The sequence below is a fragment of the Streptomyces sp. PA03-6a genome (genome assembly GCF_033792765.1).
Lineage (GTDB): Bacteria > Actinomycetota > Actinomycetes > Streptomycetales > Streptomycetaceae > Actinacidiphila.
Genome location: NZ_JARAVK010000007.1, coordinates 20,098 through 35,984, shown reverse-complemented (window position 1 = coordinate 35,984; position 15,887 = coordinate 20,098). Strand labels below are relative to the sequence as shown.

Sequence of the window (15,887 nt, the reverse complement as noted above, 5' to 3'; positions counted from 1 at the left end):
CCATGGGTATTGAAGAGAAGTTGCCGAGCGGCTTCCTGCTCACCTCCGTCGAGGCGGCGGCCGGCTGGGTCCGGAAGGCCTCGGTCTTCCCGGCCACGTTCGGCCTCGCGTGCTGCGCCATCGAGATGATGACGACCGGGGCCGGGCGGTACGACCTGGCCCGTTTCGGCATGGAGGTCTTCCGCGGGTCCCCGCGCCAGGCGGACCTGATGATCGTGGCCGGCCGGGTGAGCCAGAAGATGGCCCCCGTCCTGCGCCAGGTCTACGACCAGATGCCGAACCCCAAGTGGGTGATCTCGATGGGGGTCTGCGCATCGAGCGGCGGGATGTTCAACAACTACGCCATTGTGCAGGGTGTTGACCATGTGGTGCCTGTTGACATTTATCTCCCTGGATGTCCGCCCCGTCCCGAAATGCTGATGGACGCGATTCTCAAGCTCCACCAGAAGATCCAGCACAGCAAGCTCGGCGTGAACCGCGAAGAGGCCGCGCGCGAGGCGGAGGAAGCGGCGCTGAAGGCGCTGCCGACGATTGAGATGAAGGGGCTCCTCCGATGACGGATTCCCCGGACACCCCGAACCCGGACAAGGACGTCAACGCGGCCGGGCTGCCCGGTCAGCGCGGCGACCACGGGGAGGCGATCCGCGTCCAGCGCGGCATGTTCGGTGCCCGCAACGGCGGCGACACCTCCGGGTACGGCGGCCTGGTGCGCACCGTGCGACTGCCCGGGGCGGCGAGCCGGCCGTACGGCGGCTGGTTCGACGACGTCGCCGACGAGCTCGAGGGTGCCCTCGAGGAGCAGGGGCTCGTCCCGGACAACGCGATCGAGAAGGTCGTCGTGGACCGCGGCGAGATCACCTTCCACGTCGCACGCGAGCACCTCCCGCTGGTGGCCAGGACCCTGCGCGACGACCCAGCGCTGCGCTTCGAGCTCTGCACGGGCGTGAGCGGCGTCCACTTCCCCGAGGACAAGGGCCGCGAGCTGCACGCCGTGTACCACCTGCGCTCGATCACCCACAACCGGCTGATCCGGGTGGAGGTGAGCGTCTCCGACGCGGACCGGCACGTCCCGTCGCTCGTCGAGGTCTACCCGACCAACGACTGGCACGAGCGTGAGACCTACGACTTCTTCGGGATCGTCTTCGACGGCCACCCCGCACTGATGCGGATCATGATGCCGGACGACTGGCAGGGCCACCCGCAGCGCAAGGACTACCCCCTCGGCGGCATCCCCGTCGAGTACAAGGGCGCCCAGATCCCTGCTCCGGACCAGCGGAGGTCGTACTCGTGAGCACCCACCACGCACCCCGGCAGGCATCGGAGCGGGAGACCACCGAGGGCCGGGTCTTCACGGTCACCGGCGGCGACTGGGACGAGCTGTCCGAGACCGTCGGCAAGGCCGACGACGAGCGCATCGTCGTCAACATGGGCCCCCAGCACCCGTCGACCCACGGTGTGCTCCGGCTGATCCTCGAGATCGACGGCGAGACGGTCACCGAGGCCCGCTGCGGCATCGGCTACCTCCACACCGGCATCGAGAAGAACATGGAGTTCCGGACCTGGACCCAGGGGTCCACGTTCGTGACGCGCATGGACTACCTCACGCCGTTCTTCAACGAGACGGCGTACTGCCTGGCGGTGGAGAAGCTGCTCGGCATCACCGACGCGGTCCCGGACCGCGCCTCGGTCATCCGCGTGATGCTGATGGAGCTCAACCGCATCTCCTCGCACCTGGTGGCCATCGCCACCGGCGGCATGGAGCTCGGCGCCACCACGATCATGATCTACGGTTTCCGTGACCGCGAGATGATCCTGGACGTCTTCGAGCTGATCACCGGCCTGCGGATGAACCACGCGTACATCCGCCCCGGCGGCCTCGCCCAGGACCTGCCGCCCGGCGCCGTGGACCAGGTCCGCGAGTTCGTGAAGAAGTTCCGCAAGAACCTCCCCGAGTACGACAAGCTCGCCACCGGCAACCCGATCTTCAAGGCCCGCATGCAGGACGTGGGCTACCTGGACCTGGCCGGCTGCATGGCGCTCGGCGCCACGGGCCCGATCCTGCGCTCCACGGGCCTGCCGCACGACCTGCGCAAGTCGCAGCCGTACTGCGGCTACGAGAACTACGAGTTCGAGGTGCCGACCGTCGACACCTGCGACTCCTACGGGCGGTTCCTGCTCCGCCTGGAGGAGATGCGGCAGTCGCTGGACATCGTCGAGCAGTGCCTGGACCGGCTGCAGCCCGGCCCGGTCATGGTCGCCGACAAGAAGATCGCCTGGCCCGCGCAGCTCGCGCTCGGCCCGGACGGGCTCGGCAACTCGCTCGACCACATCAAGAAGATCATGGGCACCTCCATGGAGGCCCTGATCCACCACTTCAAGCTGGTGACCGAGGGCTTCCGGGTCCCGGCCGGCCAGGCGTACGTCGCCGTCGAGTCGTCCAAGGGCGAACTCGGCGTCCACGTGGTCAGCGATGGGGGCACCCGCCCCTTCCGCGTCCACTTCCGCGATCCGTCCTTCACCAACCTGCAGACCATGGCGGCGATGTGCGAGGGCGGCCAGGTCGCCGACGTCATCGTCGCGGTGGCGTCCATCGACCCCGTGATGGGAGGCGTCGACCGGTGACTGAGGTATCACTCGGCATCCCCGCGATGCCCGCGCCGGACTACCCGGCCGACGTACGGCAACAACTGGACGCGGACGCGGCGAAGGTCATCGCGCGCTACCCCGGCAGCCGCAGCGCCCTGCTGCCGCTGCTGCACCTGGTGCAGGCGCAGGAGGGCTACGTCTCCCGCACCGGGGTGCGCTTCTGCGCCGAACAGCTGGGGCTGACCACGGCCGAGGTCACCGCGGTGGCCACCTTCTACTCGATGTACCGGCGGGGGCCCTCCGGCGAGTACCAGGTCGGGGTCTGCACCAACACCCTGTGCGCGGTCATGGGCGGCGACGCGATCTTCGACGAGCTCAAGCAGCACCTCGGCGTCGGGAACGGCGAGACCACCGAGGACGGCAAGATCACGCTGGAGCACATCGAGTGCAACGCGGCGTGCGACTTCGCCCCCGTGGTGATGGTCAACTGGGAGTTCTTCGACAACCAGGACCCCGCCTCGGCCAAGCGGCTCGTCGACGACCTCCGCGCCGGCCGCACCGTCGAACCCACCCGCGGCGCTCCGCTGTGCACGTACAAGGAGACGTCCCGGATCCTGGCCGGGTTCCCCGACGAGCGCCCCGGCGCCGTCGAGGCGACCGGCGGCGCCGGCCCCGCCTCGCTGGCGGGCCTGCGGCTCGCCCGGGGCGAGTCGCTGCCGGGCACCGGGGCCGGCGTGCCCCGGCAGACCTCCGCCCCGCCGCAGGACGAGACGCCCCCGGCCCATCCCAGCTCCCACGACGCTCCGTTGGACTCCGCGGTCTCCGACCCGGAGCACCCGGCGGGACCCGTCACGCAGGAGCGTCCGACGGAAGGTGAGGAGGACCGGTGACCATGGTCGACTCGGCGGAGAAGGTGCTGTCACCCGTTCTCTCGGCCTTCTGGGACGATCCGCAGTCCTGGACCCTCGACACGTACCGCCGCCACGAGGGCTACGAGGGCCTGCGCAAGGCGCTGGCCCTGCCCCCGGACGACGTGATCGCCCTCGTCAAGGAGTCCGGCCTGCGCGGCCGCGGCGGCGCGGGCTTCCCCACCGGGATGAAGTGGCAGTTCATCCCGCAGGGCGACGGCAAGCCGCACTACCTCGTCGTCAACGCGGACGAGTCGGAGCCCGGCACCTGCAAGGACATCCCGCTGCTCTTCGCCAACCCGCACTCCCTCATCGAGGGCATGGTGATCGCCTGCCACGCGATCCGCTCCAACCACGCCTTCATCTACCTGCGCGGCGAGGTCGTCCCCGTGCTGCGGCGGCTGCACCACGCGGTCGCCGAGGCGTACGAGGCCGGTCTCCTCGGCAAGGACATCCTCGGCAGCGGCTTCGACCTGGAGCTGACCGTGCACGCCGGCGCCGGCGCGTACATCTGCGGTGAGGAGACCGCGCTGCTGGACTCCCTGGAGGGACGGCGCGGCCAGCCCCGGCTGCGCCCGCCCTTCCCGGCGGTCGAGGGCCTGTACGCCTGCCCGACGGTGGTCAACAACGTCGAGTCCATCGCCTCGGTGCCGTCGATCCTGCTCAAGGGCAAGGACTGGTTCCGTTCGATGGGCAGCGAGAAGTCCCCGGGCTTCACGCTGTACTCGCTCAGCGGCCACGTCGCCAACCCCGGCCAGTACGAGGCCCCGCTGGGCGTCACGCTGCGCCAGCTGCTGAACCTCAGCGGCGGCATGCGGCCCGGCCACCGGCTGAAGTTCTGGACCCCGGGCGGCTCCTCGACGCCGATGTTCACCGACGAGCACCTCGACGTCCCGCTGGACTACGAGGGCGTCGGCGCCGCGGGCTCCATGCTCGGCACCAAGGCGCTGCAGTGCTTCGACGAGACGACCTGCGTGGTGCGGGCCGTCACGCGCTGGACCGAGTTCTACGCCCACGAGTCCTGCGGCAAGTGCACCCCCTGCCGCGAGGGCACCTACTGGCTCGTCCAGTTGCTGCGGGACATCGAGGCCGGCAAGGGGACCCTGGCGGACCTCGACAAGCTCGCCGACATCGCCGACAACATCAACGGCAAGTCCTTCTGCGCCCTCGGCGACGGAGCGGCCAGCCCGATCTTCTCCTCCCTCCAGTACTTCCGCGACGAGTACGTGGAGCACCTGGAGGGCCGCGGCTGCCCCTTCGACCCGTCCAAGTCCACGGTCTGGGCCGACAAGTCTCACCTGGAGGTGAACGCGTGACCGTCACGACCAACGCCGCCTCCGGTGAGGCGGCGGTGCCGCCCGAGGACCTGGTGTCCGTCAGCATCGACGGTGTCGAGATCTCCGTGCCGAAGGGCACCCTGGTGATCCGTGCCGCCGAACTGATCGGCATCGAGATCCCGCGCTTCTGCGACCACCCCCTCCTCGACCCCGCGGGCGCCTGCCGCCAGTGCATCGTCGAGGTCGAGGGCCAGCGCAAGCCGATGGCGTCCTGCACCATCACCTGCACCGACGGGATGGTCGTCAGGACCCAGCTCACCTCCGAGGTCGCGGACAAGGCCCAGCGCGGGGTGATGGAGCTGCTGCTCATCAACCACCCGCTGGACTGCCCCGTCTGCGACAAGGGCGGCGAGTGCCCGCTGCAGAACCAGGCGATGTCCGCCGGTCAGTCCGACACCCGCTTCGAGGGCCGCAAGCGGACCTACGAGAAGCCGGTCCCGATCTCCACCCAGGTGCTGCTGGACCGCGAGCGCTGCGTGCTGTGCGCGCGCTGCACCCGCTTCTCGCAGCAGATCGCCGGCGACCCGATGATCGAGCTGGTGGAGCGCGGAGCGCTGCAGCAGGTCGGCATCGGTGAGGGCGACCCCTTCCAGTCGTACTTCTCCGGCAACACCATCCAGATCTGCCCGGTCGGCGCCCTGACCTCGGCGGCCTACCGCTTCCGGTCCCGGCCCTTCGACCTGGTCTCCTCGCCGAGCGTGTGCGAGCACTGTGCGGGGGGCTGCGCCACCCGCACCGACCACCGGCGCGGCAAGGTCATGCGCCGGCTCGCGCAGGACGACCCCGAGGTCAACGAGGAGTGGATCTGCGACAAGGGCCGCTTCGGCTTCCGCTACGCGCAGCGCCCGGAGCGGCTCACCACCCCGCTGGTCCGCAACGCCGACAGCGGTGAACTGGAGCCCACGAGCTGGCCCGAGGCCCTGGAGGCCGCGGCCCGCGGACTCGCGGCGGCCCGCGGCCGCACCGGCGTGCTGACCGGTGGCCGGCTCACCGTCGAGGACGCGTACGCCTACGCCAAGTTCGCCCGCGTCGCCCTCGACACCAACGACGTCGACTTCCGGGCCCGCGCCCACTCCGCGGAGGAGGCCGACTTCCTGGCGGCCGTCGTGGCCGGCCGCGGCCGGGACCTGTCCGGCGACGGCGTCACCTACACCCTGCTGGAGAAGGCCCCCGCCGTCCTGCTGGCCGGACTGGAGGCCGAGGAGGAGGCGCCCGGCGTCTTCCTGCGGCTGCGCAAGGCCTGGCGGGGGCACAAGCAGCGCACCTTCGCGCTGGCGCCGTTCGCCACGCGCGGGCTGGAGAAGGCGGGCGGCACCCTGCTGCCCGCCGCGCCCGGCACCGAGACCGAGTGGCTGGACGCCCTGGCCAGTGGCGTCGGCCTGGACGGCAACGGCCTGACCGCCCACGAGGCGCTGCGCGCCGAGGGCGCGGTCGTCCTGGTCGGCGAGCGGCTGGCGGCCGTCCCCGGCGCGCTGACCGCGGTCGTGCGGTTCGCCCAGGCGTCCGGGGCCCGGCTGGCGTGGATCCCGCGCCGCGCGGGCGAGCGCGGTGCCGTCGAGGCGGGTGCCCTGCCCGGGCTGCTGCCCGGCGGCCGTCCGGTCGCCGACCCGCGGGCCCGCGACGAGGTCGCCGAGGTCTGGGGCGTGACCACGCTCCCGTCCCGCCACGGCCGCGACACCGGCCGGATCCTGGAGGCGGCCGCGAGCGGCGAGCTCGGAGCGCTGCTGGTCGGCGGCGTCGAGCCGGCCGACCTGCCCGACCCGGCCCGGGCCCGCGCGGCCCTGGACGCGGCGGGCTTCGTGGTCAGCCTGGAGCAGCGACCCGGCGAGGTCACCGACCGCGCCGACGTCGTCCTGCCGGTCGCCGCGGTCGCCGAGAAGGCCGGCACCTTCCTCAACTGGGAAGGCCGGGTACGGCTCTTCGAGGCCGCGATCAAGCCGGCCCAGCAGGTCCAGCGCCACCAGTACCCGGACGCCCGGGTGCTGACCATGCTGGCCGACGCCATGGACGTCTCCCTGGGCCTCGCCGACGTCCGCTCGGCTCGCGCCGAGCTGTCCCGGCTCGCCCCGTACGAGGGCCCGCGCGCCGAGGCTCCGCAGGAGACCGGCCACCAGCTGCCGAAGCCCGGCAGCGGCGAGGCGGTCCTCGCGGGCCACCGGCTGCTGCTCGACCGGGGCCTGCTGCAACAGGGTGACGACGCCCTCGCGGGCACCCGCCACCCGGCGGTCGCGCGCGTGTCGGCGACGACCGCGCAGGAGATCGGCGTCGCCGAGGGCGAGCTGATGGAGGTGACCGGCCCGCTGGGCTCGGTCCGGCTGCCGCTGCAGGTGACGGCGATGGCCGACCGGGTCGTGTGGGTGCCCCTCAACTCGGCCGGCGGGGGAGTCGCCTCGGACACCGGCGCCCTGCCGGGCCAGGTCGTCCGGATCGCCCCGGCCGCCGTGGACGCCGCTGCCGCACTGGAGGTGACCCCGTGACGGGACTGACGACCCTCGCCGCCGAGGACCTGTCCATGTTCGGGCGGGACCCGTGGTGGCTGATCGCCATCAAGGCGGTCTTCTGCTTCGCGTTCCTGATGGTGACCGTGCTCTTCTCCATCGTGTGGGAGCGCAAGGTCGTCGCGTGGATGCAGCTGCGCATCGGCCCCAACCGGCACGGCCCCTGGGGCATGCTCCAGTCGCTCGCCGACGGCATCAAGCTGATGCTCAAGGAAGACCTCATCGTCAAGAAGGCCGACAAGGTCGTCTACGTGCTGGCGCCGATCGTGGCGGCCATCCCGGCCTTTATGGCGGTCGCGGTGATCCCCTTCGGCCCGGCGGGCAACGAGATCTCGATCTTCGGTCACCGTACGCCGATGCAGCTCACCGACCTCCCGATCGGCGTCCTCTACATCCTGGCCACCGCCTCCGTCGGCATCTACGGCATCGTGCTGGCCGGCTGGTCGTCCGGCTCGACGTACCCGCTGCTCGGGGGTTTGCGCTCCTGCGCGCAGATGATCTCGTACGAGATCGCGATGGGCGTCGCCTTCGCGTCGGTCTTCCTCTACTCCGGCTCGATGTCGACCTCGCAGATCGTCGCCCAGCAGGAGGACCGCTGGTACGTCCTGCTGCTGCCGGTCTCCTTCATCATCTACATCGGCACGATGGTCGGCGAGACCAACCGTGCCCCCTTCGACATGCCCGAGTCCGAGGGCGACCTGGTCGGCGGCTTCAACACCGAGTACTCGTCGATCAAGTTCGCGCTCTTCATGCTCGCCGAGTACGTGAACATGGTGACCGTCTCGGCGGTGGCGACCACCCTCTTCCTGGGCGGCTGGCGGGCCCCCTGGCCCATCAGCACCTTCTGGGAGGGCGCCAACCACGGCTGGTGGCCGCTGCTGTGGTTCGTGGTGAAGGTGCAGTTGCTGCTCTTCTTCTTCATCTGGCTGCGCGGCACGCTGCCCCGCGTCCGCTACGACCAGTTGATGAAGCTGGGCTGGAAGGTCCTGATCCCGGTCTCGATGGTGTGGCTGATGCTGGTCGCCACCGTCCGGGCGCTGCGCAACGAGAACTACGACTTCCAGTCGATCGTGCTCTACGTCGGCGGAGGGATCGTCCTGCTGCTCCTGGTCTCGCTGGTCTTCGACGTCTTCCGCGACCGCGGCGAGAAGGCGAAGGAGGCGGCCGAACAGGCCGGGCCGCAGGAGCCGTTCGATCCCATGGCGGGCGGGTACCCCGTGCCGCCGCTGCCCGGCCAGGAGCTGCCGCCCGTCCCGCGGCGGCCGTCCCGCGCGGAGCGTCAACTCGTAGGCAAGGAGGCCGACGATGCCTGAGTTCCTGGGCCCGGTGGCGGGCTTCGGCGTGACCTTCAAGGCCATGTTCAAGAAGCGGCTGACCGAGCAGTACCCCGAGGAGAAGAAGCCGACCGCGCCGCGGTTCCACGGCCGCCACCAGCTCAACCGCCACCCGGACGGGCTGGAGAAGTGCGTGGGCTGCGAGCTGTGCGCCTGGGCCTGCCCGGCCGACGCGATCTACGTCGAGGGCGCCGACAACACCGACGAGGAGCGCTACTCGCCGGGTGAGCGCTACGGCCGCGTCTACCAGATCAACTACGCCCGCTGCATCCTGTGCGGGCTGTGCATCGAGGCCTGCCCGACGCGGGCGCTGACCATGACCAACGAGTACGAGCTCGCCGACAGCAGCCGCGAGTCGCTGATCTTCACCAAGGAGCAGCTGCTCGCGGGCCTGGAGGAGGGCATGGTCGACAGCCCCCACGCGATCTTCCCCGGCATGGACGAGGGCGACTACTACCGCGGCGCGGTGACGCACGCGGCCCCCGGGACCGAGCGTCAGGTCGCGGTCTCCATGGGCGAGAAGCCGGACGAGACGGTGGAGGGCGAGCGGGACGGCGACGGCACGGCGGGCACCGAGGTCCCCGCGACGGGCGGCGCCGCTCCGGCCGGGACGGGAGGCGAGGCATGAACGACGTGACCACGCTGGCCGCGTACACCACCTCCACCGGGGAGGCGGTCCAGTTCTGGGTGCTCGGCACCGTCGCGGTGCTCGGCGCGCTCTCGACCGTGCTGATGAAGAAGGCCGTGCACAGCGCACTGTCGCTGGCCGGGACGATGATCGTCCTGGCGGTCTTCTACCTGGCCCAGGGCGCGTACTTCCTCGGCGTCGTCCAGATCGTCGTCTACACCGGCGCGATCATGATGCTCTTCCTCTTCGTCGTCATGCTGGTCGGCATCACCGCCGCCGACTCGCTCAAGGAGACGCTGAAGGGGCAGCGCTGGCTGGCCGCCGGAGCCGGCCTCGGCTTCGGCGTGCTGCTGATCGCCGGCATCGCCAACGCCTCGATCAAGAACTTCCAGGGGCTCGGCCAGGCCAACGCGGGCGGCAACGTCGAGGGACTCGCCTCGCTGATCTTCACCAAGTACGTGTGGGCCTTCGAGATCACCGGCGCGCTGCTCATCACCGCCGCGATCGGCGCGATGGTCCTCACCCACCGCGAGCGCACCGAGGCCCGTGCCACCCAGCGCGAACTCGCCGAGCGGCGCGTGCGCGAGGGCAAGCAGATCACCCCGCTCCCCGCGCCCGGCGTCTACGCCCGCAACAACGCGGTCGACGTCCCCGGCCTGCTGCCGGACGGCACGGTCTCGGAGCTCAGCGTCAGCCCGACGCTGCGCGGCCGCGGCCAGTACCGGGACGTGTCCGCGGAGGCGGTCGCCAAGGTCGCCGAGCTGGAACAGCGCTCCGAGGAGGCGTCGAAGTGAATCCGGTCAACTACCTGTACCTGTCGGCGCTGCTGTTCACCATCGGCGCGGCCGGGGTGCTGATCCGGCGCAACGCGATCGTCGTCTTCATGTGCGTCGAGCTGATGCTGAACGCCGCCAACCTGGCGTTCGTCACCTTCTCCCGCATGCACGGCAACCTCGACGGCCAGATCATCGCCTTCTTCACGATGGTCGTCGCCGCCGCCGAGGTGGTCGTGGGCCTGGCGATCATCGTGACGATCTTCCGCTCCCGCCACTCGGCCTCGGTCGACGACGCCAGCCTGATGAAGCTCTAAGGGGTAGCGAAAGTGGACTACTTGATCGGATGGCTCGTCCTCCTGCCGCTGCTGGGCGCCGGCGTGCTGCTCACCGGCGGACGGAGGCTGGACCGCACGGGCCACTGGATCGGCACCACGCTCGCGGGGGCGTCCTTCGTCGGCGCGGCGGTGCTCTTCTTCGACATGCTGGGCCGCGGCGGCGAGGACCGCGCGCTGCACTCGACCGCCTTCACCTGGATCTCCGTCGGCGGCTTCCACGCGGACGTGGCCTTCCAGCTGGACCAGCTGTCGATGACCTTCGCCCTGCTGATCACCGGTGTGGGCACGCTCATCCACATCTACTCGATCGGCTACATGGAGCACGACGAGCGGCGCCGCCGCTTCTTCGGCTACCTCAACCTCTTCCTCGCGGCGATGCTCCTGCTGGTCCTCGCCGACAACTACCTGCTGCTGTACGTCGGCTGGGAGGGCGTGGGCCTGGCCTCGTACCTGCTGATCGGCTTCTGGCAGCACAAGCCCAGCGCGGCGACCGCGGCCAAGAAGGCCTTCATCGTCAACCGCGTCGGTGACGTCGGCCTGTCGATCGCGATCATGCTGCTGTTCACCACCTTCGGCACCTTCACCTTCGAGCCGCTCTTCGGCCAGGTGGACAAGGCGGGTGAGGGCGTCCTGACCGGCATCGGCCTGATGCTGCTGCTCGCCGCCTGCGGCAAGTCGGCCCAGGTCCCGCTGCAGTCCTGGCTCGGCGACGCGATGGAGGGCCCGACCCCGGTCTCGGCCCTGATCCACGCGGCGACGATGGTGACCGCCGGCGTCTACCTGATCACCCGCTCCGGCGTGATCTTCAACGCCGCGCCCACCGCGCAGGTGGCCGTGGTGACGGTCGGCGCGGTCACGCTGCTCTTCGGTGCGATCGTCGGTTGCGCCAAGGACGACATCAAGAAGGCGCTGGCCGGCTCGACGATGTCGCAGATCGGCTACATGGTGATGGCCGCCGGCCTCGGCCCGATCGGCTACGTCTTCGCGATCATGCACCTGGTCACCCACGGCTTCTTCAAGGCCGGGCTCTTCCTCGGCGCCGGATCGGTCATGCACGGCATGAACGACGAGGTGGACATGCGCAAGTACGGGGCCCTGCGGAAGTACATGCCGGTCACCTTCGTCACCTTCGGTCTCGGCTACCTGGCGATCATCGGCTTCCCGGGACTGTCCGGCTTCTTCTCCAAGGACAAGATCATCGAGGCCGCCTTCGCCAAGGGCGGCACCGAGGGCTGGATCCTCGGCGGCGCGGCCCTGCTGGGCGCGGCGATCACCGCGTTCTACATGACCCGCGTGATGCTGATGACCTTCTTCGGCGAGAAGCGCTGGCAGCAGGACGCGGACGGCCACGAGCCGCACCCGCACGAGTCGCCGAAGTCGATGACGATCCCCATGGTCGTCCTGGCCTTCGGCTCGGTCTTCGCGGGCTTCCTGTTCAGCTGGAACGAGGCCTTCGTGAAGTGGCTGGAGCCGGTCACCGGTCATGAGGAGGGCCACCCGCCGATCGGCGCGGCCGCCGTCACCGGCGCCACGATGGTGGTGATGGTGCTCGGCGTCGCCCTGGCCTGGGCCGTGTACGGACGCCGCCCGGTGCCGTCCGTCGCCCCGCGCGGCAGCTGGCTCACCCGCGCCGCCCGGCGCGACCTGCTCCAGGACGACTTCAACCACGTCGCCCTGGTGCTGCCCGGCGAGTACCTCACCCGCGGTCTGGTCTACGTGGACCACAAGGGTGTGGACGGCGTCGTCAACGGCACCGCGGCCGCCGTCGGCGGCCTCTCCGGCCGGATGCGCCGCCTCCAGAACGGTTACGTGCGCAGCTACGCCGTGTCGATGCTGGCGGGCACCGCGGTGCTGGTCGCCGCGACGCTGCTGATGAGGGGTGTTGCCTGATGTCCTTCCCCCTGCTCACCCTGACCGCCGGCCTGCCGGCGCTCGGCGCGATCGCCACCGCCGCCGTGCCGGCGGCGCGGCGCGAGGCCGCCAAGTGGCTGGCGCTGGCCGTCTCACTGGCGACGCTCGTGCTGGCCGCGATCGTGTTCGTCCGCTTCGACCCGGGCGGGGCCCGGTACCAGCTCGGCGAGTCCCACGCGTGGATCGCCGACTTCGGGGTCCGCTACGAACTCGGCGTGGACGGCATCGCCGTCGCGCTCATCGGGCTGACCGCGTTGCTCGTCCCGTTCGTCATCGCCGCGGGCTGGCACGACGCCGACCCTCTGGAGGAGAAGAACCCCAACCGCCGCTGGCGGCCCACCCAGGGCTTCTTCGCGCTGATCCTGCTGGTCGAGGCGATGGTGATCATCTCCTTCGAGGCCACGGACGTCTTCCTGTTCTACATCTTCTTCGAGGCCATGCTCATCCCGATGTACTTCCTCATCGGCGGCTTCGGGGACCGTGCCCACGAGCACGGCGAGGAGGAGGCGGCCCGTCAGCGCTCCTACGCGGCGGTGAAGTTCCTGCTCTACAACCTGGCCGGCGGGCTCATCATGCTGGCCGCGGTCATCGGGCTCTACGCCGTCACCGCCGACCAGCTCGGCCAGGGCACCTTCTCCCTCCAGGAGATCCTGCAGGCCCGGGCGGCCGGGAAGCTGGACATGTCCGCCACCGCGGAACGCGCCCTCTTCCTCGGCTTCTTCTTCGCGTTCGCGGTGAAGGCCCCGCTGTTCCCGCTGCACACCTGGCTGCCCAACGCCATGGGCGAGGCCACGGCGCCGGTCGCGGTGCTCATCACCGCGGTCGTCGACAAGGTCGGCACCTTCGCGATGCTCCGCTTCTGCCTCCAGCTCTTCCCCGAGGCCAGCAAGTGGGCGACGCCGGTGATCCTGGTGCTGGCGCTGATCAGCATCGTCTACGGCGCCCTGGTCGCCGTCGGCCAGCGCGACATCAAGCGGCTGGTCGCGTACGCGTCGATCTCCCACTTCGGCTTCATCATCCTGGGCATCTTCGCGATGACCTCCCAGGGTCAGGGCGGGGCGACGCTGTACATGGTCAACCACGGCATCTCCACCGCCGCGCTGATGCTGGTCGCGGGCTTCCTGATCTCCCGTCGCGGCTCCCGTCTCATCGCGTCCTACGGCGGGGTGCAGAAGGTGGCCCCGGTGCTGGCCGGCACCTTCCTGATCGGCGGTCTGGCCACCCTCTCGCTGCCGGGGCTCGCCCCCTTCGTCAGCGAGTTCCTCGTCCTCGTCGGGACGTTCAGCCGCTACCCGGCCGTCGGGATCATCGCCACCACCGGCATCGTCCTCGCCGCGCTGTACGTCCTCGTCCTGTACCAGCGGACGATGACCGGCCCGGTGAAGGCCGAGGTACAGGGGATGCCCGACCTGAAGGTCCGGGAACTCGCCGTCGTGGCGCCGCTGATCGCGCTGCTGATCGTGCTCGGGGTGTACCCGAAGCCGCTCACCGACGTCGTCAACCCGGCGGTGCAGCAGACGCTCTCCGACGTGCACAAGACCGACCCCAAGCCGGCGCTGGAGGCATCCAAGTGAGCAGCACAGTTGCTGTCCACAGCCTGTGGACAACGGCGGCACCGCTCGCCGCCGACAAGATCAACGCGCCGAAGATCGAGTACGCCCAGCTGGCTCCGGTCCTGATCGTCTTCGGTGTGGCCATCCTCGGCATCCTCATCGAGGCGTTCCTGCCGCGGCGCCTGCGCTACACCGGGCAGGTCGGCCTCGCGGTCGTCGGCATGGCCGCCGCCTTCGCCGCGGTCGTGGCGCTCGCGGCGGGCGGCTACGCCACGACGAAGGCCCACATCGCCGCCATGGGCGCGGTCGCCGTCGACGGCCCGGCCCTCTTCCTGCAGGGCACGATCCTGCTGGTGGGCCTGGTCGGGGTGTTCACCTTCGCCGAGCGCCGGCTCGACCCCAAGGCGCACGGCCGGCACGTCGACTCCTTCGCCGCGCAGGGCTCCGCGGTGCCGGGCAGCGACCAGGAGAAGAACGCCGTCAAGGCCGGTTTCACCACCACCGAGGTCTTCCCGCTGCTGATGTTCGCCGTCGGCGGCATGCTGATCTTCCCGGCGGCCAACGACCTGCTGACGCTCTTCGTGGCCCTGGAGGTCTTCTCCCTCCCGCTCTACCTGCTCTGCGCCCTCGCCCGGCGGCGGCGTGCGATGTCGCAGGAGGCGGCGGTCAAGTACTTCCTGCTGGGCGCCTTCTCCTCCGCCTTCCTGCTGTTCGGCATCGCCCTGCTGTACGGCTACGCGGGCACCGTCTCCTACTCCGGCATCGCGTCGGTCGTGGACGGTACCGCCAAGCTCAACCCGGCGCTGGCCGACTCCGCGGGCAACGACGCGCTGCTGCTGATCGGCGCCGCGCTGGTCGGCATGGGCCTGCTGTTCAAGGTGGGCGCCGTGCCGTTCCACATGTGGACGCCGGACGTCTACGAGGGCGCTCCGACCCCGGTCACCGGCTTCATGGCCGCGGCCACCAAGGTCGCCGCCTTCGGCGCGCTGCTGCGGCTGCTCTACGTGGTCCTGCCGGAGCTGCGCTGGGACTGGCGGCCGGTGCTGTGGGGCGTCGCGATCCTCACGATGCTGGTCGGCGCGATCGTCGCGGTCACCCAGACCGACGTGAAGCGCCTGCTCGCCTACTCCTCGATCGCGCACGCCGGCTTCATCCTGGCCGGTGTCATCGCCGCCACGCCGGAGGGCGTCTCCTCGGTGCTCTTCTACCTGGCGGCGTACTCCTTCGTGACGCTGGGCGCCTTCGCCGTCGTCACGCTGGTGCGCGACGCCGGCGGGGAGGCCACGCACCTGTCGCGCTGGGCGGGCCTGGGACGGCGTTCCCCGCTGGTGGCCGCGGTCTTCGCGGTCTTCCTGCTCGCCTTCGCCGGCATCCCGCTGACGTCCGGCTTCGCCGGGAAGTTCGCGGTCTTCAGCGCCGCCGCGCAGGGCGGGGCGGTGCCACTGGTGATCGTGGGTGTGATCTCGTCCGCCATCGCGGCGTTCTTCTACATCCGGGTCATCGTGCTCATGTTCTTCAGCGAGCCCAAGGCCGACGGCCCCACGGTCGCCGTGCCCTCGCCGCTGACGTCCACGGCCATCGCACTGGGCGTGGCGGTCACCCTCGTGCTGGGTGTCGCGCCCCAGTACTTCCTGGACCTCGCCGGCCAGGCGGGCGTCTTCGTCCGCTGACCCCACCGCACGGCCCGGCCCGTGCGGCCATCCACGGCGCGGCTCCCCGCACTTGGCGGGGGCCGCGCCGTTCGGCATGGCTCGGCATGGCGGGCGGCTCGCGGGGAAGGCGGAACAGCGACGCAGGCCCCTCGCGGAGCCCGCTCCGGGTGCCGTGCGGGGGGTGTGCGAGGCGGCGGTGGGGCCCCGCGGCCGGGCGCGGCACCGGAGAGGACCTGCCGTACACGCGGGCAAAACCGGGCGTAGTGGCCCGCGGGGGCCATGCCCTCGCAGTGATCGAGAGGCGACCGGTTACTCTGCCAGGTGTAGTGCAGCGCCACGCCGCAAGCCGCAGAAGTGATCTCAGCGACA

The 15,887-nt window shown here is 70.6% G+C and carries 13 protein-coding genes; all 13 read left to right on the top strand.

Translation table 11 applies throughout. The features are described 5' to 3' along the window. Positions 1-2 precede the first annotated feature (2 nt). Genes PV350_RS03165 through nuoN form a run of 13 tightly spaced genes read left to right on the top strand, consistent with a single transcriptional unit; the run spans position 3 to position 15,536 of the window. On the top strand, positions 3-557 hold the full coding sequence (locus PV350_RS03165; RefSeq protein WP_018558792.1) for a NuoB/complex I 20 kDa subunit family protein: 555 nt from the start codon (positions 3-5) through the stop codon (positions 555-557). Beyond that, on the top strand, positions 554-1,291 hold the full coding sequence (locus PV350_RS03160; RefSeq protein WP_499513336.1) for an NADH-quinone oxidoreductase subunit C: 738 nt from the start codon (positions 554-556) through the stop codon (positions 1,289-1,291). The genes PV350_RS03165 and PV350_RS03160 overlap by 4 nt, the downstream gene beginning before the upstream one ends. Then, entirely contained in the window at positions 1,288-2,622 is a 1,335-nt protein-coding gene (locus tag PV350_RS03155) for an NADH-quinone oxidoreductase subunit D (protein ID WP_499513337.1), read from the top strand. The genes PV350_RS03160 and PV350_RS03155 overlap by 4 nt, the downstream gene beginning before the upstream one ends. 26 nt (positions 2,623-2,648) lie before the next feature. Then, complete coding sequence (gene nuoE, locus PV350_RS03150) at positions 2,649-3,476, top strand: NADH-quinone oxidoreductase subunit NuoE (RefSeq protein WP_499516909.1); 828 nt, start codon at positions 2,649-2,651, stop codon at positions 3,474-3,476. Between the two features lie 2 nt (positions 3,477-3,478). After that, positions 3,479-4,810, top strand: a complete 1,332-nt coding sequence (nuoF, locus tag PV350_RS03145; RefSeq protein ID WP_499516910.1) for an NADH-quinone oxidoreductase subunit NuoF — start codon at positions 3,479-3,481, stop codon at positions 4,808-4,810. After that, complete coding sequence (locus PV350_RS03140) at positions 4,807-7,308, top strand: NADH-quinone oxidoreductase subunit G (protein ID WP_500332753.1); 2,502 nt, start codon at positions 4,807-4,809, stop codon at positions 7,306-7,308. The genes nuoF and PV350_RS03140 overlap by 4 nt, the downstream gene beginning before the upstream one ends. Positions 7,309-7,343: 35 nt before the next feature. Beyond that, positions 7,344-8,642, top strand: a complete 1,299-nt coding sequence (gene nuoH, locus PV350_RS03135) for an NADH-quinone oxidoreductase subunit NuoH (RefSeq protein ID WP_499516911.1) — start codon at positions 7,344-7,346, stop codon at positions 8,640-8,642. After that, positions 8,635-9,291, top strand: a complete 657-nt coding sequence (nuoI, locus tag PV350_RS03130; RefSeq protein WP_499513339.1) for an NADH-quinone oxidoreductase subunit NuoI — start codon at positions 8,635-8,637, stop codon at positions 9,289-9,291. The genes nuoH and nuoI overlap by 8 nt, the downstream gene beginning before the upstream one ends. Beyond that, a complete protein-coding gene (locus PV350_RS03125; protein WP_499513340.1) occupies positions 9,288-10,085 on the top strand; it encodes an NADH-quinone oxidoreductase subunit J in 798 nt (265 codons plus the stop codon). The genes nuoI and PV350_RS03125 overlap by 4 nt, the downstream gene beginning before the upstream one ends. Continuing rightward, the gene (gene nuoK / locus PV350_RS03120) at positions 10,082-10,381 is read left to right on the top strand and encodes an NADH-quinone/ubiquinone oxidoreductase subunit 4L family protein (protein ID WP_499513341.1); all 300 of its coding nucleotides are present in this window, start codon (positions 10,082-10,084) and stop codon (positions 10,379-10,381) included. The genes PV350_RS03125 and nuoK overlap by 4 nt, the downstream gene beginning before the upstream one ends. A 12-nt stretch (positions 10,382-10,393) precedes the next feature. Continuing rightward, positions 10,394-12,292 carry an NADH-quinone oxidoreductase subunit L gene (gene nuoL, locus PV350_RS03115; protein WP_499513342.1) on the top strand — a complete coding sequence of 633 codons (1,899 nt, stop codon included), beginning with the start codon at positions 10,394-10,396 and terminating at the stop codon, positions 12,290-12,292. Further along, entirely contained in the window at positions 12,292-13,887 is a 1,596-nt protein-coding gene (locus PV350_RS03110) for an NADH-quinone oxidoreductase subunit M (RefSeq protein ID WP_499513343.1), read from the top strand. The genes nuoL and PV350_RS03110 overlap by 1 nt, the downstream gene beginning before the upstream one ends. Further along, entirely contained in the window at positions 13,884-15,536 is a 1,653-nt protein-coding gene (gene nuoN / locus PV350_RS03105) for an NADH-quinone oxidoreductase subunit NuoN (protein ID WP_499513344.1), read from the top strand. The genes PV350_RS03110 and nuoN overlap by 4 nt, the downstream gene beginning before the upstream one ends. Positions 15,537-15,887: the final 351 nt, after the last annotated feature.

Coding starts and splice junctions, on each gene's coding strand:
- PV350_RS03165 (WP_018558792.1), top strand. CDS start 3: ATGGGTATTGAAGAGAAGTTGCCGAGCGGCTTCCTGCTCACCTCCGTC.
- PV350_RS03160 (WP_499513336.1), top strand. CDS start 554: ATGACGGATTCCCCGGACACCCCGAACCCGGACAAGGACGTCAACGCG.
- nuoE (WP_499516909.1), top strand. CDS start 2,649: ATGCCCGCGCCGGACTACCCGGCCGACGTACGGCAACAACTGGACGCG.
- nuoF (WP_499516910.1), top strand. CDS start 3,479: ATGGTCGACTCGGCGGAGAAGGTGCTGTCACCCGTTCTCTCGGCCTTC.
- nuoH (WP_499516911.1), top strand. CDS start 7,344: ATGTTCGGGCGGGACCCGTGGTGGCTGATCGCCATCAAGGCGGTCTTC.
- nuoI (WP_499513339.1), top strand. CDS start 8,635: ATGCCTGAGTTCCTGGGCCCGGTGGCGGGCTTCGGCGTGACCTTCAAG.
- PV350_RS03125 (WP_499513340.1), top strand. CDS start 9,288: ATGAACGACGTGACCACGCTGGCCGCGTACACCACCTCCACCGGGGAG.
- PV350_RS03110 (WP_499513343.1), top strand. CDS start 12,292: ATGTCCTTCCCCCTGCTCACCCTGACCGCCGGCCTGCCGGCGCTCGGC.